Source organism: Gammaproteobacteria bacterium (genome assembly GCA_013001575.1).
Taxonomy (GTDB): domain Bacteria; phylum Pseudomonadota; class Gammaproteobacteria; order Steroidobacterales; family JABDMI01; genus JABDMI01.
This window is the reverse complement of the sequence record JABDMI010000039.1, coordinates 1-24,072: the sequence shown is the minus strand read 5'-3', so window position 1 is coordinate 24,072 and position 24,072 is coordinate 1. Positions and strand designations below refer to the sequence as shown.

Here is a 24,072-nt window from a genome sequence, read left to right as displayed (position 1 = left end):
GATGCAATGGATGTTCCGACCGACACCGATGGTGATGGATTATGCGATAACGGTGTGGATCCTGATGATGATAATGACTTGTTCAGCGATGTAGATGAAGGTATCTGTGGCACAGACCCATTGCTGGATACGGATATTCCAACGGACACCGATAGTGACGGACTCTGTGATAATGGCGTTGACGATGATGACGACGGCGATGGTGTTCTTGATGTTGATGATGCCTTCCCGCTGGATGCAACTGAATCAGTCGATACCGATGCTGATGGCACGGGTAACAATGCCGACACTGATGATGACAATGACTTGTTTACCGATGCCGATGAATTAATTTGTGGCACTGACCCACTATCCAATACAGACATTCCTACCGACACCGATGGTGATGGCATGTGTGATAACGGAGTGGATAACGACGACGACAACGATGGTGTAGCCGATACCGAAGATGCATTCCCGCTGGATGCAACAGAATTTCAAGATACCGACAATGACGGTATTGGCAATAATGCCGATACAGATGACGATAATGACGGTGTTCCGGATACAGAAGATGCTTTCCCTCTTGACCCAAATGAGTCAGTAGACACTGATGGTGATGGTACAGGCAATAACGCCGATACCGATGACGATAATGACGGCGTGCCGGATAGCGAAGATGCTTTCCCGCTGGATGCAACAGAATCTCAAGATACCGACAATGACGGTATTGGCAATAATGCCGATAATGATGATGATGGCGACGGTGTCAACGATACAGAAGATGCTTTCCCTCTTGACGCTAATGAGTCAGTAGACACTGATGGTGATGGTACGGGCAATAACGCCGATACCGATGACGATAATGACGGTGTACCGGATAGCGAAGATGCATTCCCGCTGGATCCAACAGAATCTCAAGATACCGATGGAGACGGGATCGGCAATAATACCGATAACGATGACGATAATGATGGTGACCCAGACTCCAGAGACCCGTTCCCGCTTGATGCGAGTCGTAAACGAATAGAAAATAGCGGCGGCGGAAGTATAGGCTTATACAGTTTATTCTTGTTAAGTCTTGTAGCTATTCGCAAAAAATATGTTTTCAAAATAAACAATGAGGACTTAACTGAAGACTGATCTATATGACATTTATGTGAGACAGGAATAATTATGCTAGTTCAGATTTCAGATGCTTTCTCTAGGTGCGCAATTGCAATTTAATTAAAATTGATCAACCGTCCAGAAAGTACAACAGTAGGTAAGTTGCAATCAACAAACCAGTCAAGGTAATGTAGTACCAGTACTTTTGAAAAAAGTTTTTTTCTTTAACCAGTTCTTCCGCATGAATTTTCATAGTGACCACATCACCTTTGAATTTTCCCGAGCGATTAAGCTTGTACTGCTTTTCAGTGGGCAAATATAAAAAGAATTTATAATATTTGCTCAAAACCCGGTCGATGATGATCGGGTCGGCATCGATCTCGTTCGACAATGATAAGGGGCGAACCCTGGCATCCGGATTTTCTTTAAAATAATCCAGTATTTTCAATGTGACTTCAAGCGATTGGTTGGACATATAAAGTATCTTGATAAATTACGGGTTATTAAATAACAATCTCGCCAGCGGGCTCACGCATATTGTAACGCGAACTCATCACCTGCCCATAGGCCCCGGCATTGGCGACCAGAATGACATCCCCTTCACTGGTTGCCGGCATGGGTATATTTCGCCCCAGAACATCCGCCGATTCACAAATAGGACCAACGATAGAGGCACTTTGTTCAATCTCGGCATCCAGTTTGGATAAATTAACAATGCGATGATAGGCCCCGTACAGAGCTGGCCGGATGAGACTGTTCATTCCGGTGTTCAGTCCTATAAAATGCTGATCGGCTTTGGTTTTCACCTGGGTAACCCGCGCCAGCAAAGCACCAGCCTCTGCGACCAGATAGCGACCCGGCTCTAACCAGATCTGCAGATCGGGAAAGTCCTGTTTAAACGCTTGTAAACTTTTTTGCACATCGGCAATATCCAGTGGCACTTGATGAAATTTGTCCTGTATGCCAAAGCCACCGCCCAGATCCAAAATGCGCACGTCATTAAACCAGCGCCTGCACTCATTCAACAGTTCGGCATGTTCTCGCCAATGACCGGTTTGTAAAATGCCACTCCCCGCGTGGGCATGCAAACCGATAACCCGAATATGGTGACGCGCACAATGTTCGGACAAGGCTGGTAATTCTTCAATCGGAATGCCGAATTTTGAGCGTTTGCCCGCGGTTTTCACATAGGCATGATGACCTTTGCCGGTTTTAGGGTCGATGCGTAATAAAATATCTTTGCCACTGAACAATTCAGGCCAATGTTGTAAGGGATACACACTGTCCACGGTTAAATAAACATTTTTCTCAAGGCCCAAAGCGTATTCATGTCGGGCCGCAAAGTTCGGGGTAAATAATATTCTTGTAGGGTCAATGTCTGGAAACAGGCCTGTAACATACTCAAGCTCCGATGCAGAAACGCATTCAAAACCCAGGCCTTGTTGGTGAAACAGTTTTAAGACCTCAGGATTATGATTGGCTTTGCAGGCAAAGAACACCTGATCGGCGGCCTGTATGCTGAGCAGGTCGTGGGCTTTTTTCGACAATGTGTTGCGATCGTAAACATATACCGCTTGATCTTCTGGACACACGTCGAGCAATTCATTGACACGCGCTTCCCACCAGCTTTTAGCAAGCTTGCTGGAAGATTTTTTGGCGTCGATGAGTTCCTGTATCTCCAGTGCCGTGGCACCAAACTGCCCGTTATTGGAACGGTTACCAATCAGGTATTCATGCAAACTGTTGGCAATTTTATTTGCCTGGTCACGCTCAACCACCAAGGTGATATTCAAGTCATTGGCCGCCTGGCTCAAGAGATACACCGTGTTGGTTTCAAAGGCTTCCAGACTGGGTGCGATCTGGCTCAAAATACCACTGACCTTTTGCCCGATGATCGACACGGCAGCACATGAGCTCAGCAGTTTGACTTTACAGATCGTGGCAAGTTTTTCACTAAGTTCATTGAGCAGTTCTTCATCGATCGAATTCTGTCCGTGATCCAATGACACCGTGACTACGGTCTCGGAGGTTGAGACCAGATCAATAGAAATTCCGAGTTGACCAAATACACTAAACGCTTTGCCCAAAAAACCCGACTGCCCCCACATGTCCAGGGTTTCCATACTGATCAAAGTGATCGGATCGCGGGTGGTGATCGCACAGACACCTTGCAGGTCGGAGGGATGTTTCTCGATCAAAGTACCGGGTTGGTCTGGCTGAACCGTGCTTTTTATGCGTAGAGGGATATTGGCCTGGCGCACCGGATGCAAGCTGCGCGGATGCAAGACTTTGGCGCCCAAGGCGGCAATTTCCTGAGCCTCTACATATGAGAGTCTCTGGATCAAACGTGCGCTGGGGGTAACATTTGGATTGGCCGTGAACATACCGGGTACGTCGGTCCAGATCTGGCATTCACTAGCGTTGATCTTAGCTGCAAAGTATGCCGCTGACACATCCGATCCTCCCCGGCCAATCAGTACCGTTTCTTCTTTTTGATTGGCGGCAATAAAACCTTGCGTAATGACTACATCGTCCGAGTTTATGGCTTGATATAACTCTTCATCGTAATCCGACTCGCAATCGACATTCAAATAGTCTTTTTTACGCTGCGAGGATTTACTTGAGAACAACCAGTCACGCGCGTCCAGATAACGCACACTGTGTTTAAGTTCTTTACGCAGATACGCCGCACCAATGGTTGTTGCCGCCAATTCGCCACACGCCATGATCTCGGCCCTGGTCCTGTCGGTCAGTTCCTTGAGTAATGAAACACCTTGTAAAACACGTTGCAGGTCTTGATAAACTTCCTCTAACAAAGACTCGGAGAGTTGCATGTTTTTCAGCAGCGTTTGATGTTTTTGTTTGAACTCGTCAAGGCCAGCATGATGTTCATTGCTAATCGCTTGCTGTGAAATATCTTGCAATAAATTCGACATCGTAGCCAATGCCGAATGAACTATAAATACTTTACTCCGGTGCTTAATATGATCCTTGACAATACGCTTGATCTTTTGCCAATTATTCAAGGTTTCGACACTGGTACCACCGAACTTCAAAACCACCCATTGGTTAGAATTTATATCAGCTTGTGTATTTTGTATGCTCATTCATTTGTCCAGTTTATTTTTACAATTTATTTTCCATTAACTCTTTTTTAGACATTTCCATCCACTGATAAGGCAGACATAAAAAAACCCGCCTCTGGAGCGGGTTGAAATGTGTACACATAGCCCTCTCCTAGAATAACTCCAAGACTGGTTTAGCGGGTTTGTGTTTTTTAATCAGGGTAATAATGAGTTTCATTAATTTGTATAGCCTTCTATACGTCTAACTGTAGCATGCTTATTTATCTTCATCAAACTCATCCAAATCTTCATCATGCTCTTCGTCATATTCCTCGTCATACTCTTCTTCAGTCTCGGCGGCTTGCATAAAGCGCTTATACAGACCATGCAAATCGGATTTAGCCAGCAAATTGCTTGGCATCCACTGCTTTAATAAGGTTACGGGCTCAAAGCCATCTGCCCCCGATTTCATTTTTTTCATGACGGTTTTTACGGCTTCTTTTTGTAAGCCGGCTACATCCGGAAAACCAAAAAATTCACGTAACTCTTTGGGGTCTATATCGATTTCCATTTTGATTTTCATATTTGACTCATTTATATGATTTATAACGAATATTGTACACTGAAAGTGACTGGTAAAACGTCTATAATACCGCGCTTTCAGGTGTGGGTTATGGGAGTTCAACCTGTATCTGGTTCAAAATAATTATTAACGCTAAAAGCGAGAAATCTACCATGTCAAATACCACGAATCAGGCCCTGCAGCAGTGGGTGAACGAAGTCGCAGAATTGACCAATCCGGATAACATCGTCTGGTGCAATGGCTCAGATGAAGAGTACCAGGAATTGGTTGACGCCATGTTGGCTAATGGCACCTTAAGCAAACTCAATCAGGACAACTATCCTAACTGCTATTTGCACCGCTCGGATCCGCGCGATGTTGCACGGGTTGAAGGTGCAACCATGATCTGTACCAAAAACGAGATCGATGCCGGACCGAATAATATTTGGATGGAGCCATCTGCCGCGCACGCAAAAATTGATGCAATGTTTGAAGGGTGTATGCAAGGCCGCACAATGTACGTTGTGCCTTATTGCATGGGACCGATCAAATCCCCGCTGTCACGTTGTGGTGTAGAGATCACGGATAGCCCGTATGTTGTGGTCAATATGAAGATCATGACCCGCATGGGACAGCCTGCACTCGAACGTATTGAAAAAGAAGGCACCTTTGTTAAAGGCTTGCACTCAACTGGCGAGCTTGATCCCGAGCGTCGTTTCATTATGCATTTCCCGGAAGAACTCAGTATCAAGAGTTATGGCTCAGGCTATGGCGGTAATGCCCTGTTGGGTAAAAAATGTCACGCTTTGCGTATTGCCAGTTATCAGGCACGCAGCGAAGGCTGGTTGGCAGAACACATGTTGATCCTTGGCCTGACCAATCCTGAAGGCGAAACCCGCTATGTGGCGGCGGCCTTCCCATCGGCCTGCGGCAAAACCAATTTGGCCATGCTGGTACCACCCGAATCGCACAAGGGCTGGAAGATCGAAACCATCGGTGATGACATTGCCTGGTTACAACCTGGTAAAGACGGCAAACTGTACGCCATTAATCCGGAAGCCGGCTACTTTGGTGTGGTGCCCGGAACCAGTCCGCACACTAACTACAATGCCTACAAATCCATTGAACACGACACCATCTTTACCAATGTTGGTGTAACAGCGGACAATAATCCGTATTGGGAAGGTAAAGAATCGGGTGAAACCCCGGTGCTCAATTGGCGTGGTGAGCCAATGACCGCAGCTAATGACAATGGCCCTGCAGCGCATCCTAACTCGCGTTTCACCGCATCCGCTAAACACAACCCGGTGTATTCTCCAGAAAGTGAAAATCCCGAAGGTGTTCCAATCGATGCGATCATTTTCGGCGGTCGTCGTCGCGAACTCGCACCCTTGGTGTATGAAGCCAAAGACTGGGCACATGGTGTGTTGATTGGTGCAGGCGTGGCCTCGGAAACCACGGCCGCTGCTACCGGACAAGTTGGCGTGGTGCGCCGCGACCCAATGGCCATGAAACCCTTCTGCGGCTACAACTTTGCCGATTACTTTGCCCACTGGTTGAGCATGCAAGAAAAAACCGAGAATCTTCCGGGTATATTCCACGTGAACTGGTTCCGTCGTGATCAGGATGGTCGTTTCCTGTGGCCTGGTTTTGGAGAAAATTTGCGTGTTTTACGCTGGATCCTCGACCGTGTTGACGGTAAGGCCGACGCGGTAGACACCCCGATCGGTTACCTACCAACTCCGCAATCACTGGATACCAAAGGGCTGGAGATCGATGAAAAGGATCTAAATGCGATTCTGACGATCGATAAAGCGCAATGGTCTGATGAAATGCAGGCCGTGGCTGAATACCTTGAAAGCTATGGCGAACGCTTACCCGAAGCTCTACGCAAGGAATATAAAAAAGTTCAGGCTGCACTCGCGGCTTAAAAAAGCTTTAATAACAAAAAAGGCAGTCCTTTGACTGCCTTTTTTGTTCCCGCAAAACTCTAATGACTAAATGAAATCAAGACCCGACCGTTGCACTCAATATTTTATATTGCTGATGAAAGGCCTTGGTCAATAGCTCCTGATTAGACACGATGCCAGGACTAAATCGTTCCAGTAACTCCGATTCGTGAATAACATTTTCCGGTGGGGTATTACCAAAACGGGCAACATCCGGAAAAACCACCAAACCGATCACTGGTACATCTTTGACCAGACCCCTTACTGCATTAAGACGGTGGCGCATGGTATTGAACGGATTTTGAATACTAAAGCGGTTATGGTCTTGCAACACTGTCCAGAGATCCAGGTTGGCGCCTGCAAAAATGGTGCCATGAATCTCACGATAATCCATCACCACCAGGCCATGCGGTGTGAGTAATAAGTAATCGAGCTCGATATGTCCGTCGAGTCCATCCGGAATGACCAGGTGACGCGTGTACTCGGGGCTGATCATTTTCAGCTTGCGGTGCAAGCCTGGTTTTCTAGCATGCCAGGCATAAAATCCTACGGCAAGCAAAAGTAAGCCGACCAAAAGCGATAAGGTAATCTCAAGAGGCGTCATGTTTTTCTATCCCTGATTGTTGTGTGTCTATTTTATCAAACAGACTTTTAACACTTGATATTGCTGAAAAAGTTAGCAGCCAGCACTGTAGAAACAGTTTGCGTTACACACTTAAGCTGATGTTTTTAATATTATTTTTTTTTGCAGTTAAAGCATAACTTGAACTAAACGTTCTAACTGAAGAGTCAATTTAGCGCTTAAGGAAATTATTATGCAGGATTAATAGGCAGATTCTTTTTTATACAAAAGTTGTAGGTTCGCACTTATTCGCTCATCACTAATCTTGTAATTGTTCTCTCGAACTAAAGTGCTCGAGTCGAACCTGAGGCTACTCGCTGCTGTCCCTGCATCTCGCCTGTAGGCCCGCGCGAACGATGAAATAGTTCGCGTCGGTTCAAAATTGCTCCAGACAATTTTGTCTCAACCCACACGTCCAGACCAAAAAAAAAGACCTCGCAAGCGAGGTCTTTTGGAATTTGGTGGGACGTATAGGATGACTCGCTACGCTCGCCCACTTCGGGGCCAGTGTCGTTGCACTCCCCTGTTCTCTCGCACTAAAGTGCTCGAGTCGAACCTGAGGTTCTCAACCCACACGTCCAGACCAAAAAAAAAGACCTCGCAAGCGAGGTCTTTTGGAATTTGGTGGGACGTATAGGATTCGAACCTATGACCAATTGGTTAAAAGCCAACTGCTCTACCAACTGAGCTAACGTCCCGATGCTGGTATGCCATAGTTACGGCAAATAGACGCGGCATGATACCCGAATTGGCACAAATGACAAGGGTTTACAGCCATTTATTCGCTAATTTGATTCACTCGGACTGGTAAGCGGTATTGTCCGGAATTCCAGCCTCAATAAAGCCTTGTTTTCGCAGTCTACAGGCGTCGCATGCGCCACAAGCCAGTCCGGTGTCGCTAGCCTGATAACAACTGACCGTCCTCGAATAGTCCACCCCGTGTTTTACCCCCAATTGGATGATTTGCGCTTTGCTTAAATTGATCAGTGGTGTATGGATGCTCATTGAATTACCCTGCACCGCGGCTTTCGTGGCCAAATTGGCCATGTCGCTGAAAGCTTGAATAAATTCAGGCCGGCAATCCGGATAACCCGAATAATCCACGGCATTAACCCCGATATAAATATCGCGTGCCTGCAAAACTTCAGCCCAGGCCAAGGCGTAGGATAAAAATAAGGTATTACGTGCCGGTACATAGGTGACCGGTATCGCTTCACTCGGATTGACCGGTACATCAATACTGTGGTCGGTTAATGCCGAGCCACCGAACTGTTGCAGATCGATTTCAATGGTTTTATGCGCAGCCACCTTGAACTGGCTGGCATTGTGTCTGGCTGCTGTAAGTTCAGCACTGTGACGTTGCCCATAGGAAAAACTCAAGGCGTAAATGTCAAAGCCCTCGGCTTTGGCAAGTGCCAGAACGGTTACCGAGTCCATGCCACCCGATAACAATACAATGGCAGGTTTTTTATTAGTTTGCCCGGCACTCATATTCAACGGCCTGCTTCATCTTGCCAAATGAGTTTGTGTAACTGAGTTTGAAATCGCACCGGCAATTGATCTTGTAATATCCAGTCTGCCAGATGCCTTGCATCGAGCTGTTGATAACTGGGCGAGAACAAGACCAGACATTTTTTATCCAATCCGTGACTTTGCACAATGTCTTTCGCCCACTCGTAATCGATCTTGGAACAGATCACAAATTTGATCTGGTCGTGCTCGGTTAATTCGTCCAGGTTAGACCAGAGATTTTTATTTTCTTCACCGGAATCGGGAGTTTTGATATCCAGGGCCCTGCTGACCAAACGATCAACGTCGCTGATATCCATTGCGCCGCTGGTTTCCAGAGACACATTAAAATCACGCTTGCATAATTCTTCCAGCAAAAACAGGCAATTTGGCTGGGCTAATGGTTCGCCCCCCGTAACGCACACATAGTTGGTCGTGTAGTTCGAGAGTAATGAGAATATGTCTTCAAACTCCAGCCATTGCCCTCCATAAAAAGCGTACTCACTGTCGCAATACACACACCGCAATGGGCAACCGGTCAGACGAATAAATACAGTTGGTTGGCCGCTATAGCGACCTTCGCCTTGCAAGCTATAGAAGATTTCCGTCACGCGAATTCTGCTGTTTTCAGGCAGATCATCTTTTACCCGAACCGGGAGTTCGGAAAAAAACGGTTTGTTGGGGATGTGTACCTCGACAGTCATATCAGTATTCTAATGGATTTGGCTAGTCACATCCCGAAAAACAAAAAGCCGCCCGCAGGCGGCTTGTGTGTGTGTATATAAAAAGTTTCAGATCTGTGATCAGCCCTGTTCTTTGTTAATGCGGTCAAGTCTTTGCTTGGCCAGTAATGCGGCCGAGCTGTCAGGGAAGCCACTCATGGTTTTTTCTAAAGCACTTTTAGCATCGGTAAAATTCTTCATTTCATAATGCGTGTATCCGAGTTTTAACCAGGCATCTGCGATCTTTCGCGACTGTGGATACTTCTCGGTTACCATAGCAAAGGACTTCAAAGCATCCTCGAATTTGCGCGTGATGTAATGCGATTCACCTAACCAATAATAGGCATTATCGGCCAGCTGCCCATTAGGATATTGACTCAGATAAGATTCAAAGCCTTCAGCGGCATCGGCGTACTTTCCGCCCTTCAGCAGATCAAAAGCTGATTGATAAGCCACCCTTTCTGACCCACTGGCAGTTTGAGCGCCGCTCGTCTGATCATTCACCGATTCTGGAGAAGCTACCACAACCCGTCGTGCCGGACGACTTTCGACCGCAGATAAACGTTTATCCAGGTCTTGATACTGGCTTTTTTGACGATTGACCGTACTTTCCTGACTAAAGACCAGATTATCTATCTGATTCCTGAGATCACGGATCTGGTTGGTGAGATTGTCATTGTCGTTTTGTAATTCCAACAGACTCTGATTATTCAAAACGCTCTCGACTCTATCCAGGCGTGCATCCAGCTCGTCAAGTTTGAGTAAAACCGGATCTGGCTCGTTGGAGCCACCCAAAGCACAACCTGACAAGTAGACAAGCGAGCATAGAGAAATTAGGAGTAATTTTTTCATGATGAATAGTTATTGTAGAAATTAAAGGATCAACGATACACCAATTCGACGCGTCTGTTTTGGCTCCAGGACGCTTCACCAGTGCCTTGAACCATCGGCTTCTCTTCACCAAAGCTCACCGTTTTCAAACTGGCAGCACTCACGCCATTAAGCATTAACGCACGTTTGACGGCTTGAGCACGTCTTTCACCCAGTCCGATATTGTATTCACGCGAACCACGCTCATCGGCATGACCTTCAAGACGCAGACTCAAACCCGGGTTGGCCGCGAGGTTGGCCGCATGTGCCGCGAGTACATCACGGAACTCAGGCTTAATACTACTTTGGTCAAAATCAAAATAAATAATGGTTTGATCTAAAGGATTAAATGCCTGGTAATCTGGATTAGGAATAAACTCTCCATTAACCATACGACCCATAAGACGACCATTTTCATCTAACACATCACCGTCTATGTATTCCTGGGTAGTAACTTCTGGCTCGGCGACCGGTTCTTTTTCAACCGGTTGTTCAACAACAGGTGGCGGAGTTGGTTCTTCAGCCGCTTGTTGACTTCCAGCACGTTGTGATGCTGGACTGTCACTTGCCGTGCCGACCGCAGATTGACAACCTGCAAGCAGCAAACCAAAGGTAATGAATAAAAATCCTGAAATAAAGCGTTTATTTAATAATGTGCTCATTGCAAACTCCAGTAAAAGGTGTAAAAAATCTTGATTGCTGTATAAAAATTTGTGGGATATCTTAACATTGTTTAACAATTAATATTAGCTACCCTGCCATTTATCCGCAAGCCAATTAAAACTACCGAAATGGCGACCAGGCAGGTTCCCGGACATCTCCGATGGCAGCCAGATAGGCGGGCTTGGAACGCCCGTCGGCACTCACAGTTGCCAAAACCCCCTGGCCATTACGTTGCGTGGCATAGATCACCACTCGCCCATTGGGTGACACACTGGGCGCCTCATCCAAAGTACCATCGGTCAGAGTGAATATTTGTCCATTGCTACGGTTTACAAGTCCGATCTGATAGGCGCCGCCATCGGCATGTACCACCGCCAAATGTTTGGTATCGGCTGAAACCCGGGGTCGGGCGTTGTAGTTTCCAACAAAACTCACTCTAGTGGTTTTGCCTCCGTTTTTCGAAATGCGGTAGATCTGCGGTTGCCCGGCCCGGTCTGATGTGAAGTAAAGCGACTCACCGTCATCACTCCAGTTGGCCTCGGTATCAATCGCCCGCGACTCGGTCAAACGCTTTAATTTGCCGGATGCGATTTCCATTATATAAATATCCAGATTGCCACTGCCTTGAGACAAGGTCATGGCCATGTATTTGCCATCGGGTGAGTACGCCGGTGCGGAATTAATCCCGGGACGGCTTGAGATCAAATTGCGTTTACCGGTGGAAAGGTTTTGTACATAAATTTCTGAATGACCATTCTCAAATGACACATAGGCCAACTGCCTGGCATCCGGCGACCAGGCCGGTGACATAAGGGGTGCGCGTGAGCGTGCTACGACCGCCTGATTCTCACCATCCACATCGGCCACAATAAGTTCGTAGGATTTGTTATTCCATGCGCCAGTCACATTGATGTAAGCAATACGCGTGGAAAAAATACCTTTAACTCCAGTCAACTTCTCATACAGGACATCACTGAGGTGATGCGCAGTTGGTCGCAAGTTTCGTGAATTGGCGGGAATTTCATAAGCCAGGATCGGTTTAGTCCGAATGGTATCGAAAGCACTCATGGTTATAGTGTAACTTCCCGCCGTGGTCTCGACGACCTGTCCGGTAATGACTACATCCGCGCCGAGTAATTTCCAATCGGCGTAATTGAACAGAGCACTCTGCTCGGCATCAACCACCATGTCTTTGCGTTGCATCGGAATGAACTCACCGGTGCTGCCGAGATCTGAAGAAATAAGCTCGGCGAAATCAAACGGATTGGGATTAATTCCTTGATAGGAAAATGGCGTAACCGCGATGGGTGTGGCGTCATCCACATAATCATCAATTTTAATAGTTAATTTTGCGGCGTTAATATTCAACCCGGCAATTGCGAGCGCACAGATGAGAAAAACGATTTTGGTAAGGATCTGTTGGGCTTTTTGCATATGAGTAATTCCGTATTAGCTATTGGGTTCAAATATTATTTCAAGATTGCGGGTGAACAAACTCGGGTCTTCGGGCGCCGGTAATGGCGAGGCACGAAAAACCGCTTGTTCAATGGAGTCTTTGGTAACATCGTCGGCATTACACGTACCAAATGACAATTGCCCAACATCGCCACCTGGCAACTGTCTGACATTTAACACACAGCTCAGATCATCCGGTGAACTTGCCGGCTTGCGCCAATTGCGTATGATCGATTGCTTTATTGCTAATTCGTATCGACTCAAGGCACCGGAATCCACGGCATCGGTAAACGATTCTTCCGCTGCCATTGAGGCTTCCAGTTCTGCTTGCAAGGCTGCAAGCCGCTTGGACTCTGCCTCCTCGGCGGCTTTTTTCCTGGCGGCCAAAGCAGCAGCTTTCTTTTTGGCTTCTTCTTCGGCCTTTTTCTTGGCTTCAAGTTCCGCTTTGCGTTTAGCGGCTGCCGCTAAACGTGCCTTTTCTTCCTCGGCGGCTTTTTTCCTGGCTGCTTCCTGATCGGCTTTTATCTTGGCCAAACGCGTCTCTTCGGTTTTTCTTTCTTGCGCCAGTTTAGCCAAACGCTCTTTTTCCGCTTTGGCTTTTTTATCTGCTTCGATTTTTTGTTGTTTTGCTAACTCAGCCTGTTTTTTACGTTCAGCTTCGAGATCGGCAATTCGTTTTTCTTCTGCTTCTCGTTGACGTTTTGCTTGCAAGGCTTTGTTTTCGAGATCTTTTTGACGCTGCATTTCTTGATCAAGCTTATCCTGCTCCAGTTTTTCCTGGCGTTTTATCTCGGCATCGATCGCCGCACCATTAATTACCTGGGCCTGCACCGCGACTTTTTTCTCAACTACAACTGGCTCACGTTCAAAGTCAATGTTCAAGGCAAACAAACCCAATACCACCACATGCACAAGTACGGTGAAAATGATGGCTGAAGAATTTTCAATAAAAAACTTCATACTTATTTATCCGGAGGATCGGTCATGATTCCGACCTTGGCAGCCCCTGCTCCTTGCAGGATTACCATCGCATTCACTACATAGCCATGCGGCACACTGGTGTCGGCACGTACAAACACCGGAAGATTCGGGTTACGGCGTAACGCCGCGGCAGAGCGTAAACGCACTGTTTGTTCGTCAATGGCTTGTTCCTCGTCTCCCAGATTCAGGTAATACGCGCCGCCGGAATCAATGGTCAGAGTGAGAAAACCATTATCGGTATTAAAACTGTTCTGATCGATCGGATCGGCTTCGGTTTGCGGCAGATCAACCTCGACGCCCTGGGTCAGTAATGGCGCGGTGATCATAAAAATAATTAACAGCACCAACATCACATCGATGTAAGGCACCACATTGATCTCGCCCATCAGCCGTCGTTTTTTTTGACCCGTTTCCACTTGTCTCAAGACCCTCGCTTGGTGGCATGGCGTTGTAATATTGCTGCAAATTCTTCCATAAAGGCCTGATAACGGGTTTCCAGGCGATCCACCTTGTCGGCAAAGCGGTTATACGCGATAACGGCTGGAATCGCAGCAACCAGGCCCATGGCGGTTGCGATCAGTGCTTCGGCAATACTTGGCGCCACGTCCGCCAGGGTCGGATACTTGACGGCACCCAATGCGATGAATGCCCCCATGATGCCCCAGACCGTCCCGAACAAACCCACGTAAGGACTGGTCGAGCCGATGGTGGCGAGCGTCGCGAGATTGGATTCGAGCCGGTCCACTTCACGCAAACGTTCCACCTGCATGGAGCGACGTGTGGCGTCAATCAACTGTTCGGAGCTAACGTTTTGTTTCGAAAGTTTGGAAAATTCGCTGAAACCGGCATGGAATAATCCAACCATTCCAACTTTGGGATCATTTTGTGTGGTTTGAAAAATATTACTCAGATCGCCACCGGCCCAAAACATTTTTTCAAATTTATCCGCACGACTGACCGCCTTGCTGATGATGCGATGTTTTTTCCAGATTATGCCAAGTGACAACAGGGATGCGAGAAATAGTACGATCATTACCAGTTGCACGGTTGTGCTGGCTTCAAAGAATAGACTAATCGGACTTAATTCGGTATGCATGTTTATCCTTTATGAATGTTTTTGTAATTGTTGTTGCACGAGCAATGGCATCGCCTTGGGTTTATAACTTACAGCATCCACGCATCCTGCTTTGACCATTGCGGTGAATAACAATTCATTGTCACGAAAGATTTTTTGTTCAAATTGCATGGACACTTTTCCGGTTTTCCTGGTCACCGTCTCGACGCGTAATTCATCATCCAGAAATGCCGGTCGGATAAATTTGCAATCCATGTGACCGACCACAAAGATCAAACCCTGTTCCAGGCGCATAGCAGTCTGGTCTGTGCCAATCTCGCGTAACAGTTCACTGCGAGCGCGTTCGGCAAAACACAAATACTCGGCGTGATACACCACGCCTCCCGCATCGGTGTTTTCATAATAAACGCGGATGCTGAACTGATGGGGTTGAGCTGAGGTCATTATTTCCGGATCCTGGGTGAATTGAAACTCGAAACTACATTAAGTATAGAAATGAATTTTAAATTTGGATTATCAATAACTTATGTGAACTTATTGTGAACAATCTAAAGTTTTTCAAACAGGTCATTGGGTAAATTGTCAGCATTTTGCAAACTATTAGGCAGTTCCAGGCCAAAATGCAAATAGGCATTTCGGGTGGCTAGCCGCCCTCTGGCAGTACGCATAATAAATCCTTGCTGGATCAAATACGGTTCGATCACATCTTCCAAAGTGCCGCGTTCTTCACCAACCGCTGCCGCCAAAGAATCAATGCCCACCGGGCCACCGCCAAATTTTTGCATGATCGCCAACAACATTTTGCGATCCATCACGTCCAGCCCGTGGGGATCCACATCCAGCATGTCCATGGCCGCTGCCGCGACAGACTCGGTGATCAAGCCATCGCCTTTGACTTCGGCATAATCACGCACGCGTCGCAGCAAGCGATTGGCAATGCGTGGAGTGCCGCGTGAGCGTACAGCGATCTGTCTGGCGCCCGCCGGTTCAGCTTGTAAATTCAAAATACTGGCGGAACGTTGCACAATTCGGGTCAGGTCATCAACCGAATAAAATTCCAGACGCTGCACAATCCCGAATCGATCGCGTAAAGGAGAGGTTAGTAAACCGGCACGGGTGGTGGCACCAACCAGAGTGAAGGGTTTGAGATCAAGTTTGATCGAGCGTGCCGCCGGTCCTTCCCCGATCATGATATCCAGTTGAAAATCTTCCATGGCCGGATACAAGACCTCTTCCACCACTGGACTCAGGCGGTGAATCTCATCCACAAACAGCACGTCATTTTCTTCCAGATTGGTGAGTAAGGCCGCAAGGTCTCCGGCGCGTTCTAAAACAGGGCCCGACGTCTGGCGTAAATTCACTTGCATCTCATTGGCCACGATATGCGCCAGGGTAGTTTTACCCAGCCCCGGTGGGCCAAAGATCAAGACATGATCGAGGGCCTCCTCACGCTGACGTGCGGCCTGGATAAAAATATCCATTTGCTCTTTAACCGCCGGTTGCCCAACATAATCTTCCAGGCGCTTGGGACGTATTGCTCGATCAATGACCTCGTCGCCTTGCACTGAGGTCGCAGCGATCAAACGGGCATCATCGGAATTTGCGTGAATGGTCAATTAGGTCTCCTGGCTGGTATTTATTTATGCACTGAAGATTGTAAGGCAAGCCGAATAATTTCTTCGGTGTTTAAAGCTTCGTCACTGGCAATGGTTTTCAGTAAGCGTGTGATCTCCGGCAATTTATAACCCAAAGCGAGTAATGCGTCACTGGCTTCCTGACGCGGACTGGCTGCTTTGCGTTCTACGCTGAGCTTGCCGCCGGCACTGGTTGTTGCGGGTGTCAGATCAATGCGATCGCGCATTTCTATGATCAGGCGTTCGGCGGTTTTTTTGCCAATGCCCGGTAAGCGAATGAGCGTGGCGGTGTCTTCGTTTTGCACACAGTAGATAAAGTCTTCTACACTTATCCCGGACAAAATGGTTAAGCCGGAACGCGCACCAATACCGCTGACTTTAATTAATTGACGAAACATTTGCTGTTCGGAAGCCGTGGCAAATGCATACAAGGTTTGGGAATTCTCACTGACCGAAAGGTGCGTGAATAAATGCGTTTCCTCACCCACCTCCGGCAAACCATAAAAGGTAGACATCGGTGCATCCACTTCATAACCGACACCCTGCACATCGATCAACAAGCGCGGGGGTTGCTTGGACATTATTTTGCCGCGTAAAAATCCGATCATGGAATGAGTGCCTTCAACGTTTGCGTTTTCTGATTGTGGATATTTTTACATTCAGTCGATCGGCAATGTTATACATATTGGCATGACAAATCGCCACAGCCAGTGCGTCGGCCGCATCGGCTTGCACGGGGTCACTGAGTTGCAATAAAAAGCCGACCATGTGCTGGACCTGTTCTTTGGCCGCGGCGCCTTTGCCAACTACGGCCTGTTTAATGAGTTTGGCAGCGTATTCGTGTACCGGGATATCCGCCTGAAAGGTCGCACTCATGGCGGCCGCGCGTGCTTGCCCGAGCTTTAAAGCGCTGTCGGCATTGCGATGCATAAAGACTTGTTCAATCGCGATCTGGGTGGGTTGATAGCGGGTAACGACCGCTTGCACCTGAGTGTAGATGTTTCGCAGCCTGTCCGGAAACTCGTCTTTAGAATTACTGCGGATGCTGTCATGGAACACATACTTTAGTTTATCGCCCACACTGTCAACAATGCCCACGCCGGTGATCAACGAACCCGGATCAATACCGAGTATGCGTTGTGCTGTGGGTGTGGATTGCATTAAATTATTTTTGTGTTGTCGATAAATTGAAATTATTTATTCAGATTCTAAATTTGCCAAAAACTCGGGGGAGAAATCTGCATTGGTATACACCTCTTGCACATCATCCAGCTCTTCCAGTTTATCCAGCAATTTCATCATACTGTCGGCTTTTTTATCATCCAGCATAGTATTATTCGACGGACGGTAGGTTACCTCGGAATTGCTCGCTTCAAGCCCGGTTTTTTCAAGGGCTTCGAGCACGTCGGCAAAACTGTTGGGCTCGGTGATCACATCAATACTGCCATCCTCGTTGGTAACGATGTCTTCGGCACCGGCTTCCAGGGCCGCTTCCATCACGGTATATTCATCGGTGCCGGGCGCGTAAGTGATCACCCCTTCATGCGAAAACATGAACGATACCGACCCGTCGGTGCCCAGTTGTCCATTGTATTTGGTAAAGGCATGACGCACATCGGCTACGGTTCGATTGCGATTATCACTCAGGCAGTCGACCATGACCGCAGCGCCGCCCGGACCATAACCTTCGTAGCGGATCTCTTCGTAATCATCACCATCCAGTTCGCCAGCACCGCGTTTAACCGCACGTTCGATACTGTCTTTAGGCACACTTTTGCCACGCGCCTTGGTCAGCGCCAACCGTAAACGCGGATTGGCGTCGGGATCGCTGCCACCCATTTTGGCGGCAACCACCACTTCGCGAATCAAACGTGTGAAAACTTTAGCCCTTTTTTTGTCCTGGGCGCCTTTGCGATGCTGAATGTTTGCCCATTTACTATGACCTGCCATAAAAACGCTTTACCTTTGCAATTAACTGTAATTGAGTTCGTTATTGTGTTCGAAGGCGTGCACTTAGAAATTTACCCGAATGCCTAAATGCACCCCGCTATCGATAGTGAGATCACCAAAATCAATTCCGTCCGATTTGAAGCTGCCCTTCACATTGCGATATCCCACAAACACATCCGCGTCACGTAAAATGTTGTAACCCGCGTACACTCCGATTTCCTGATATTTGTCCATTTTGTCAAAAGCCAGTACATCGGGGGCAAACCAAATGTAGCCACCCAGATTCAATCGATTGAAATCCGTGGGCACATAATTGAATTTACCGCCCAAGGCCAAAGCCCCGCCGCTGGGTGAAGAGAATGCAACGGGAGGTACGATCTGAACAGTGGCAACTTCAATATCCGGATCAACATAGGCCAGTTTCAACCCTACTCCTGCCGTCAAGCCATCGCTGCCCGCATCCCCGACGCGTAGTGCCGCTACACTGGCAACATTGCCACGTTCTTCATTATGGATAACTGCAGTCTCAAGCATAAACCCGGAGTTGCTTAATGACCAGTCACCGGCCAGGCGTACCGAATCGTCGTTCAAACTGATTTCGGCGCTATCAGCCACTACGCCGGGGCCAGCAACAAGACTCACACTAATTAAAAACGTGATAAAAGCTGACTTTACGTGTTTACTCAGGGGATTTTGCATAAAATGTGCTCCGAAAAGTTTAAATTATGGTCAGTCATTGCAGTCTTGATGTGGATTATTGCAATATTCCGACAAACTACGCGTATGATACCGAGAATCTTGCCTAAACTCACCTATAAAACAAAGATTTAGACGATTTACTTACTTATTTCCAGACTGTAGCGAGGCGTGAAAGTTTCACCTGTGACCACCAGCACCACCACCAAATCTGACAAAGCCCGGGGTCTGGTTACTACCGAGATCAAACAATGTCAGGACGCGTCAATTTTAGCGGCCTTACAAGAAGGTTTGGCAGTTGCAGACATCTTGCAATCTCTGGAAATGCCCGACGCCATTTTGGCCAGCGCCATGCTCACGCCATTACAACAGGCCGAGTTGATTACCCGCGACAAAATACAAAAAAAATTCTCCACTGAGATACGCGATCTGGTTTCTGACCTGTTACGCCTCGACAGTTACAGTCATTTTAATAATCTAGATAACGACCAGGGCTTGTCGCAACGTCAGGCTGAAGGCTTACGTAAACTTTTACTCGCTATTGTTGATGACATCCGGCTGGTATTGGTGCGCCTCTCACAACAACTGCATCGTATGCGGATTGCCAAACACGCCAGTGCAAGCGAACGCACCCGTTTAGCCGAAGAAACACGTGAAGTCTTTGCGCCCCTGGCCAATCGCCTGGGTATCTGGCAATTAAAGTGGGAACTGGAAGACCTGGCGTTTCGTTATCTGGAACAAAAACGCTATAAAGAGATTGCCAACTGGTTGCAATCCAAACGTTCGCAACGCGAGCAATACATCCAGGATTTCAAACAAACCTTGCACAACCTGATGGACGCTGAAAACATAGCCGCGGATATCCAGGGGCGACCCAAACACATTTACAGCATTTGGAAAAAAATGCAACGCAAGTCTTTGAACATTGAAAGTCTGTTTGATATTCGGGCGGTACGCATCATTACCCGGGATGTAGCCGGCTGTTATGGCGCGCTTGGTGTGGTGCACAGCAAATGGAAATACATTCCCACCGAATTCGATGATTATATTGCCAACCCCAAGTCGAATAATTACCAGTCTATTCATACCGCGGTGCTCGGCCCGGAAAACAAGGTCATCGAAATACAGATCCGCACCCAGGAAATGCATGATAATTCGGAACTCGGGGTTGCTGCGCATTGGCGTTACAAAGAAGGCGCACAACAAACCAGTATGGATGAAAAGATCAACTGGTTACGCCATGTGCTCGAGACCAAAGGCGACGATTCCGGCTCCAGCAGCGCACAGGACGAAGACTTTATTCAACGCTATCGCGAAACCCTGTTTGAAGATCGGGTGTACGCGGTCAGCCCCAAAGGCGATGTGGTGGACATGAGTGCCGGCAGCACACCACTGGATTTTGCCTATCACATACATACCGAAGTCGGACATCGTTGTCGCGGTGCCCTGGTCAACGGGAAAATTGTTCCCTTAACCTACAAAATTCAAAGCGGTGACCGCATTGAAATTTTGACCAGTAAAGAAAGCAAACCCAGTCGCGACTGGTTGATCGACGGCATGGGCTACATTGCCTCTTCGCGTTCACGGGAAAAGATTCGCAGTTGGTTCAGACAACAAGACCAGGAGCAAAACCTGCGTTCGGGTAAACAATTACTGGAAAAAGAACTGACACGTCTTGGCTTTGCCAATAAAGACCCGGACGCTCTGGCGCATAAACACGGTTTTCCAAGCTATCAGGCATTGTGCATATCCCTGGGTGCTGGTGCATTGGCACTCGGCGAAATTACCAATACGTTCTTGCGCGAGATCGAAGACTCGCAAGAAGATAATAATTTTAGTCTGAAACGCAAAACCACTACTAAACGCGCATCCAGCCAAACCGCCATTTCCGGGGTGGATGATCTGTTGACCACCTACGCACAATGCTGCAAACCGGTGCCACCGGAAGACGTGGTAGGTTACATTACCCAGGGCAAGGGCATCACCATTCATCGATTGAACTGTAACAATCTCAAAAACCTGATGGCCAAACGCCCGGAACGGGTTTTTCCTGTTAGCTGGCAGGATAAAAGCGAACAAAATAATTTTGTCATCGATATTGCGATCGAAGCTTACGACCGCAAGCATCTCATCCGGGATGTCACCGCCCTGCTTTCCGAAGAGAAAGTTCCAATCCTGGAAATGAATTCCAAAGTGAACAAGAAAAAAATGATCGCGACCATTACATTGACCATTGAGATTCCGAATATTGACTCGATGAGTCGCATCATGAAAAAACTCGAAGCCTTACCCACCATTTATTCAGTGCAAAGAAATTAAACCACCTACTCATTCAATATGAAAAAACTGATCACATTCATACTCATTCTGCTCGGACTGTATTTTTTATTCACAGTATTTGCTCCGCCAGTGCTAGAAAAAGGCATGAACAAGGTCACTCATACGCCTCCGTATAGCGTGTCGGATAAGGCACAAAAGATCTATGCCTCGCTAGACTTTATTGGTGACCTGCATACCGATTCCTTGTTATGGAAACGTGACCTGAGTAAAAAATCGGATTACGGGCATGTCGACATTCCGCGACTGCGGGAAGCCAGAGTCAGCCTGCAGGCATTCACGATTGTGACCAAGTCGCCCAAGGGCTTGAACATGCACAAGAACGATGCCGATGCGCGCGACGACATCACTTTACTGAGTATCGGGCAGGCACAACCGCCAAGAACCTGGTTTAGCCTGATCGAACGTGCTTTGTACCAGTCTGAAAAGCTGCATGCATTGGCTGCCAAGGATGAAAACTTTCGAATCCTGAAGTCGGCTGACGATCTGCTGAAGTATTTATCCGAGCGACAAAAAAATAAAGATCTCACGGCCGGATTTCTAGGCATTGAAGGAGCACACGCGCTGGAAGGTCAGATTGAAAATGTGGATAGATTACATGCTGCAGGCATTCGCATGATGGCGGCTACACACTTTTTCGATAATGAACTTGGCGGTTCGGCCCATGGCATCAGTGGCGAGGGTCTGACGGACTTTGGCCAACAAGTTGTCAAACGTATGGATGAGCTGGGCATGATCCATGATCTCGCCCACATCTCGCCAAGCATGATCGACGATGTGCTGAACCTGACCACTCAACCTGTTTTGGTGTCACACACGGGCGTGAAAGGCGTGCTGGATTCACCGCGGAATTTAAGCGATGCGCACATCAAACGAATCGCCAGCAATGGCGGACTGATCGGAATAGCGTTTTTCCCCGAAGCCGCTGGACCAAAAGGTACACCAGACATTGTGGCGTCAATGAAATACGTCCGCGACCTGGTCGGCATCGAACATGTTGCATTGGGTTCTGATTACGACGGCACTGTGACCACACCATTTGATGTGACCGGACTTCCATTGCTGGTTGATGAAATGTTAGAGCAAGGATTTAAAGAAGCAGAGATTCGCGCGGTCATGGGTGAAAACATGAAACGCTTTTTATTGGAGAATTTCTGATTCATAAGTGATTGCTTTTATTAATTTATTTCAATGCTCATGAAATGTTGAAACTTTTTAACTGATACACACTCTTAATTGCATTCACCCACAGGAGTTTGCTATGAAAAAATCGATTATTTCAATTGTCACAATTCTGGCGATGGCATTCGGAACCAGTCTTGCCCTGCAGGCCGGTCATCACAAAAATGGTATGCACGCCCAGCATCATCAAGGCATGATGCATCAAAAAATGCTGGATAAAGTGAAAGCCACTGACGAACAAAAGGCGCAGATCAAGGCCATTCACGACAAATACCACCCTGAAATGCAAGCATTGAAGGAGTCTGGAAAAGCCATGAAGGCACAAAACAAAGATCTGGACCCAGCAAGTTCTGATTATGTGACTCGGGTACAAGCGATGGCTTCGGAAAAAGCCCGCATCATGCAGGAAAAAGCTCGTATACACGCCCAGGTGAAACACGAGTCCGCATTGGTGCTAAGTGATGAACAACGCGCTGAACTCAAGGCCATTAAAGCCAAACATAAAGCCAAGCGTGCAGAACGTAAAGAAAAAAGACAGGAACGTCGTAAAAAGCGTTTTGAAGAAAATCAGTAATTATTTTCTGATTACCTGCCCGTCAGAACCCGCTTCGGCGGGTTTTTTTATTGCTAGAATGAATCAATGAAATCCTCCAAACATTTCAAACAGCAACTGATCGATCTGAAAACTGAACTGCAAGCTCTTGAAGCAACAGGTCAGGAAGCTGCTGAAACCGTCGAACTCGATCAAACCCGCATGGGACGCTTATCCCGCATGGACGCCATGCAACAGCAAGCGATGTCCAAAGCCACCAATCAAAGAAGGAAATTAAAACTCCAACAGATCGATGCTGCACTAGAACGGATCGACAATGATGAATTTGGATATTGCATCGAGTGCGACGAAGACATCAATCCCAAGCGTCTGGAATACGATCCAACAACTTTGCTGTGTATTCAATGTGCGAGTGAGAAGGAATCTTAAGAGTACTCCCGCCATCCATGGCAGTCATACCCTTCGAGGAGACTAGAAATTATCTTGTTGGCGATTCTCACCATACCAGTCGATATTACGGGTCAGATACATCACAATTGCAAGTACGGAGAACAATCCGATACTGCCCAGCAACAAGGCGAAGTCCTGCATGTGCAACAAGACGAACAGATAAAGATACAAGATCGTCAATATCAAACCGACGAACATCGCCAACTTGTTTTTGCGTAAAACGCTGCGGGAATAGGATGTGATCATCGACACTGTGGCGAAGGCCGACAGCATATAGGACTTGTTAAATGTGATGTGTTCAGAGAATGACAACAGCAAACTGTAAAATACGATCAGCCCCATACCAATAAACAGATACTGGATTGGGTGCACTTTGATCTTGTTGACTATTTCCGACATAAAAAATGCCAGAAAGGTGAACACAATAAACATCAAGCCGTATTTCTCGGTGCGACTGACCTTTTGATACTTGTCATTGGTGATGATCAGATTTGCCCCGAACGCGGTTCTTTGCAGATTGGGGATATTATTGTTTTTCCAGGCTTGAGGGAAAGGCCGATTCAAATGCAAAACTTTCCAGGTCGCGGTAAACCCTTTTTCGCTGACGTCGCGGGTGTCAGGCAAGAACGAGCCAAAAAAACTGGGATCGCTCCAATCGGATTCCAGGCGCGCAATCGTGGTTTTGCCCACCGGAATAATTGACAGGCTTTT

Annotated in this window: 25 protein-coding genes, 1 tRNA gene and 1 other RNA gene; 6 read left to right on the top strand and 21 right to left on the bottom strand. The window is 47.4% G+C overall.

Translation table 11 applies throughout. The features are described from left to right. Nucleotides 1-1,122 (top strand): GlyGly-CTERM sorting domain-containing protein (locus tag HKN88_03810; GenBank protein NNC97179.1); only part of this gene is annotated, 1,122 nt, incomplete at its 5' end. A gap of 94 nt (nucleotides 1,123-1,216) precedes the next feature. On the opposite strand, the gene HKN88_03805 is transcribed toward HKN88_03810, so the two are convergent. The 3 genes from HKN88_03805 to HKN88_03795 form a co-directional block, all read right to left on the bottom strand. Beyond that, nucleotides 1,217-1,561 (bottom strand): hypothetical protein, encoded by a 345-nt coding sequence (locus HKN88_03805; protein NNC97178.1) that lies wholly within the window; start codon nucleotides 1,559-1,561, stop codon nucleotides 1,217-1,219. 28 nt (nucleotides 1,562-1,589) lie between these two features. After that, nucleotides 1,590-4,193 (bottom strand): bifunctional aspartate kinase/diaminopimelate decarboxylase, encoded by a 2,604-nt coding sequence (locus HKN88_03800; protein NNC97177.1) that lies wholly within the window; start codon nucleotides 4,191-4,193, stop codon nucleotides 1,590-1,592. 235 nt (nucleotides 4,194-4,428) lie between these two features. After that, nucleotides 4,429-4,734: a hypothetical protein gene (locus HKN88_03795; GenBank protein ID NNC97176.1), complete on the bottom strand. Its 306-nt coding sequence runs from the start codon at nucleotides 4,732-4,734 to the stop codon at nucleotides 4,429-4,431. Between the two features lie 152 nt (nucleotides 4,735-4,886). Between HKN88_03795 and HKN88_03790 the strand changes: the two genes are divergently transcribed. Then, a complete protein-coding gene (locus HKN88_03790; GenBank protein NNC97175.1) occupies nucleotides 4,887-6,644 on the top strand; it encodes a phosphoenolpyruvate carboxykinase (GTP) in 1,758 nt (585 codons plus the stop codon). Nucleotides 6,645-6,720: 76 nt separating this feature from the next. Here the strand turns inward: HKN88_03790 and HKN88_03785 are convergent, their stop codons facing one another. The 17 genes from HKN88_03785 to HKN88_03705 form a co-directional block, all read right to left on the bottom strand. Then, the gene (locus HKN88_03785; GenBank protein ID NNC97174.1) at nucleotides 6,721-7,266 is read right to left on the bottom strand and encodes an NERD domain-containing protein; all 546 of its coding nucleotides are present in this window, start codon (nucleotides 7,264-7,266) and stop codon (nucleotides 6,721-6,723) included. 477 nt (nucleotides 7,267-7,743) lie between these two features. Further along, nucleotides 7,744-7,874, bottom strand: a non-coding RNA gene (locus HKN88_03780) — RtT sRNA. Nucleotides 7,875-7,906: 32 nt separating this feature from the next. Beyond that, nucleotides 7,907-7,982, bottom strand: a tRNA-Lys gene (locus tag HKN88_03775). A gap of 97 nt (nucleotides 7,983-8,079) precedes the next feature. Further along, the gene (queC, locus tag HKN88_03770) at nucleotides 8,080-8,775 is read right to left on the bottom strand and encodes a 7-cyano-7-deazaguanine synthase QueC (GenBank protein ID NNC97173.1); all 696 of its coding nucleotides are present in this window, start codon (nucleotides 8,773-8,775) and stop codon (nucleotides 8,080-8,082) included. Nucleotides 8,776-8,777: 2 nt separating this feature from the next. Continuing rightward, the gene (gene queE, locus HKN88_03765; protein ID NNC97172.1) at nucleotides 8,778-9,497 is read right to left on the bottom strand and encodes a 7-carboxy-7-deazaguanine synthase QueE; all 720 of its coding nucleotides are present in this window, start codon (nucleotides 9,495-9,497) and stop codon (nucleotides 8,778-8,780) included. A 99-nt stretch (nucleotides 9,498-9,596) separates the two neighbouring features. Then, complete coding sequence (ybgF, locus tag HKN88_03760) at nucleotides 9,597-10,367, bottom strand: tol-pal system protein YbgF (protein ID NNC97171.1); 771 nt, start codon at nucleotides 10,365-10,367, stop codon at nucleotides 9,597-9,599. 29 nt (nucleotides 10,368-10,396) lie between these two features. After that, nucleotides 10,397-10,786 (bottom strand): peptidoglycan-associated lipoprotein Pal, encoded by a 390-nt coding sequence (gene pal, locus HKN88_03755; protein ID NNC97170.1) that lies wholly within the window; start codon nucleotides 10,784-10,786, stop codon nucleotides 10,397-10,399. Between the two features lie 382 nt (nucleotides 10,787-11,168). After that, nucleotides 11,169-12,482, bottom strand: coding sequence for a Tol-Pal system beta propeller repeat protein TolB (tolB, locus tag HKN88_03750; GenBank protein ID NNC97169.1), 1,314 nt, complete (start codon nucleotides 12,480-12,482; stop codon nucleotides 11,169-11,171). Nucleotides 12,483-12,497: 15 nt separating this feature from the next. Beyond that, nucleotides 12,498-13,463 carry a cell envelope integrity protein TolA gene (gene tolA / locus HKN88_03745; protein NNC97168.1) on the bottom strand — a complete coding sequence of 322 codons (966 nt, stop codon included), beginning with the start codon at nucleotides 13,461-13,463 and terminating at the stop codon, nucleotides 12,498-12,500. Nucleotides 13,464-13,465: 2 nt separating this feature from the next. Further along, on the bottom strand, nucleotides 13,466-13,870 hold the full coding sequence (locus HKN88_03740) for an ExbD/TolR family protein (GenBank protein NNC97167.1): 405 nt from the start codon (nucleotides 13,868-13,870) through the stop codon (nucleotides 13,466-13,468). A 35-nt stretch (nucleotides 13,871-13,905) separates the two neighbouring features. After that, complete coding sequence (gene tolQ / locus HKN88_03735) at nucleotides 13,906-14,580, bottom strand: protein TolQ (protein ID NNC97166.1); 675 nt, start codon at nucleotides 14,578-14,580, stop codon at nucleotides 13,906-13,908. Between the two features lie 9 nt (nucleotides 14,581-14,589). Next, nucleotides 14,590-15,003, bottom strand: a complete 414-nt coding sequence (gene ybgC, locus HKN88_03730) for a tol-pal system-associated acyl-CoA thioesterase (GenBank protein NNC97165.1) — start codon at nucleotides 15,001-15,003, stop codon at nucleotides 14,590-14,592. Between the two features lie 104 nt (nucleotides 15,004-15,107). Then, nucleotides 15,108-16,142, bottom strand: coding sequence for a Holliday junction branch migration DNA helicase RuvB (ruvB, locus tag HKN88_03725; GenBank protein ID NNC97164.1), 1,035 nt, complete (start codon nucleotides 16,140-16,142; stop codon nucleotides 15,108-15,110). A 53-nt stretch (nucleotides 16,143-16,195) separates the two neighbouring features. Further along, nucleotides 16,196-16,801 (bottom strand): Holliday junction branch migration protein RuvA, encoded by a 606-nt coding sequence (ruvA, locus tag HKN88_03720; protein NNC97163.1) that lies wholly within the window; start codon nucleotides 16,799-16,801, stop codon nucleotides 16,196-16,198. Nucleotides 16,802-16,814: 13 nt separating this feature from the next. Then, nucleotides 16,815-17,354, bottom strand: coding sequence for a crossover junction endodeoxyribonuclease RuvC (gene ruvC, locus HKN88_03715; protein ID NNC97162.1), 540 nt, complete (start codon nucleotides 17,352-17,354; stop codon nucleotides 16,815-16,817). A gap of 36 nt (nucleotides 17,355-17,390) precedes the next feature. After that, nucleotides 17,391-18,143 (bottom strand): YebC/PmpR family DNA-binding transcriptional regulator, encoded by a 753-nt coding sequence (locus HKN88_03710; GenBank protein ID NNC97161.1) that lies wholly within the window; start codon nucleotides 18,141-18,143, stop codon nucleotides 17,391-17,393. A 63-nt stretch (nucleotides 18,144-18,206) separates the two neighbouring features. Continuing rightward, nucleotides 18,207-18,842 (bottom strand): hypothetical protein, encoded by a 636-nt coding sequence (locus HKN88_03705; protein NNC97160.1) that lies wholly within the window; start codon nucleotides 18,840-18,842, stop codon nucleotides 18,207-18,209. 168 nt (nucleotides 18,843-19,010) lie between these two features. On the opposite strand from HKN88_03705, the gene HKN88_03700 reads away from it, so the two are divergent. The 4 genes from HKN88_03700 (at nucleotide 19,011) to HKN88_03685 (ending at nucleotide 23,340) form a co-directional block, all read left to right on the top strand. Continuing rightward, complete coding sequence (locus HKN88_03700) at nucleotides 19,011-21,158, top strand: bifunctional (p)ppGpp synthetase/guanosine-3',5'-bis(diphosphate) 3'-pyrophosphohydrolase (GenBank protein ID NNC97159.1); 2,148 nt, start codon at nucleotides 19,011-19,013, stop codon at nucleotides 21,156-21,158. Nucleotides 21,159-21,176: 18 nt separating this feature from the next. Continuing rightward, on the top strand, nucleotides 21,177-22,334 hold the full coding sequence (locus HKN88_03695) for a dipeptidase (GenBank protein ID NNC97158.1): 1,158 nt from the start codon (nucleotides 21,177-21,179) through the stop codon (nucleotides 22,332-22,334). Nucleotides 22,335-22,437: 103 nt separating this feature from the next. Continuing rightward, nucleotides 22,438-22,932 carry a hypothetical protein gene (locus HKN88_03690; GenBank protein ID NNC97157.1) on the top strand — a complete coding sequence of 165 codons (495 nt, stop codon included), beginning with the start codon at nucleotides 22,438-22,440 and terminating at the stop codon, nucleotides 22,930-22,932. 66 nt (nucleotides 22,933-22,998) lie between these two features. Beyond that, the gene (locus HKN88_03685; protein ID NNC97156.1) at nucleotides 22,999-23,340 is read left to right on the top strand and encodes a TraR/DksA family transcriptional regulator; all 342 of its coding nucleotides are present in this window, start codon (nucleotides 22,999-23,001) and stop codon (nucleotides 23,338-23,340) included. A gap of 42 nt (nucleotides 23,341-23,382) precedes the next feature. On the opposite strand, the gene HKN88_03680 is transcribed toward HKN88_03685, so the two are convergent. Beyond that, on the bottom strand, nucleotides 23,383-24,072 hold a 690-nt coding region (locus HKN88_03680; protein ID NNC97155.1), incomplete at its 5' end, for a cell envelope integrity protein CreD.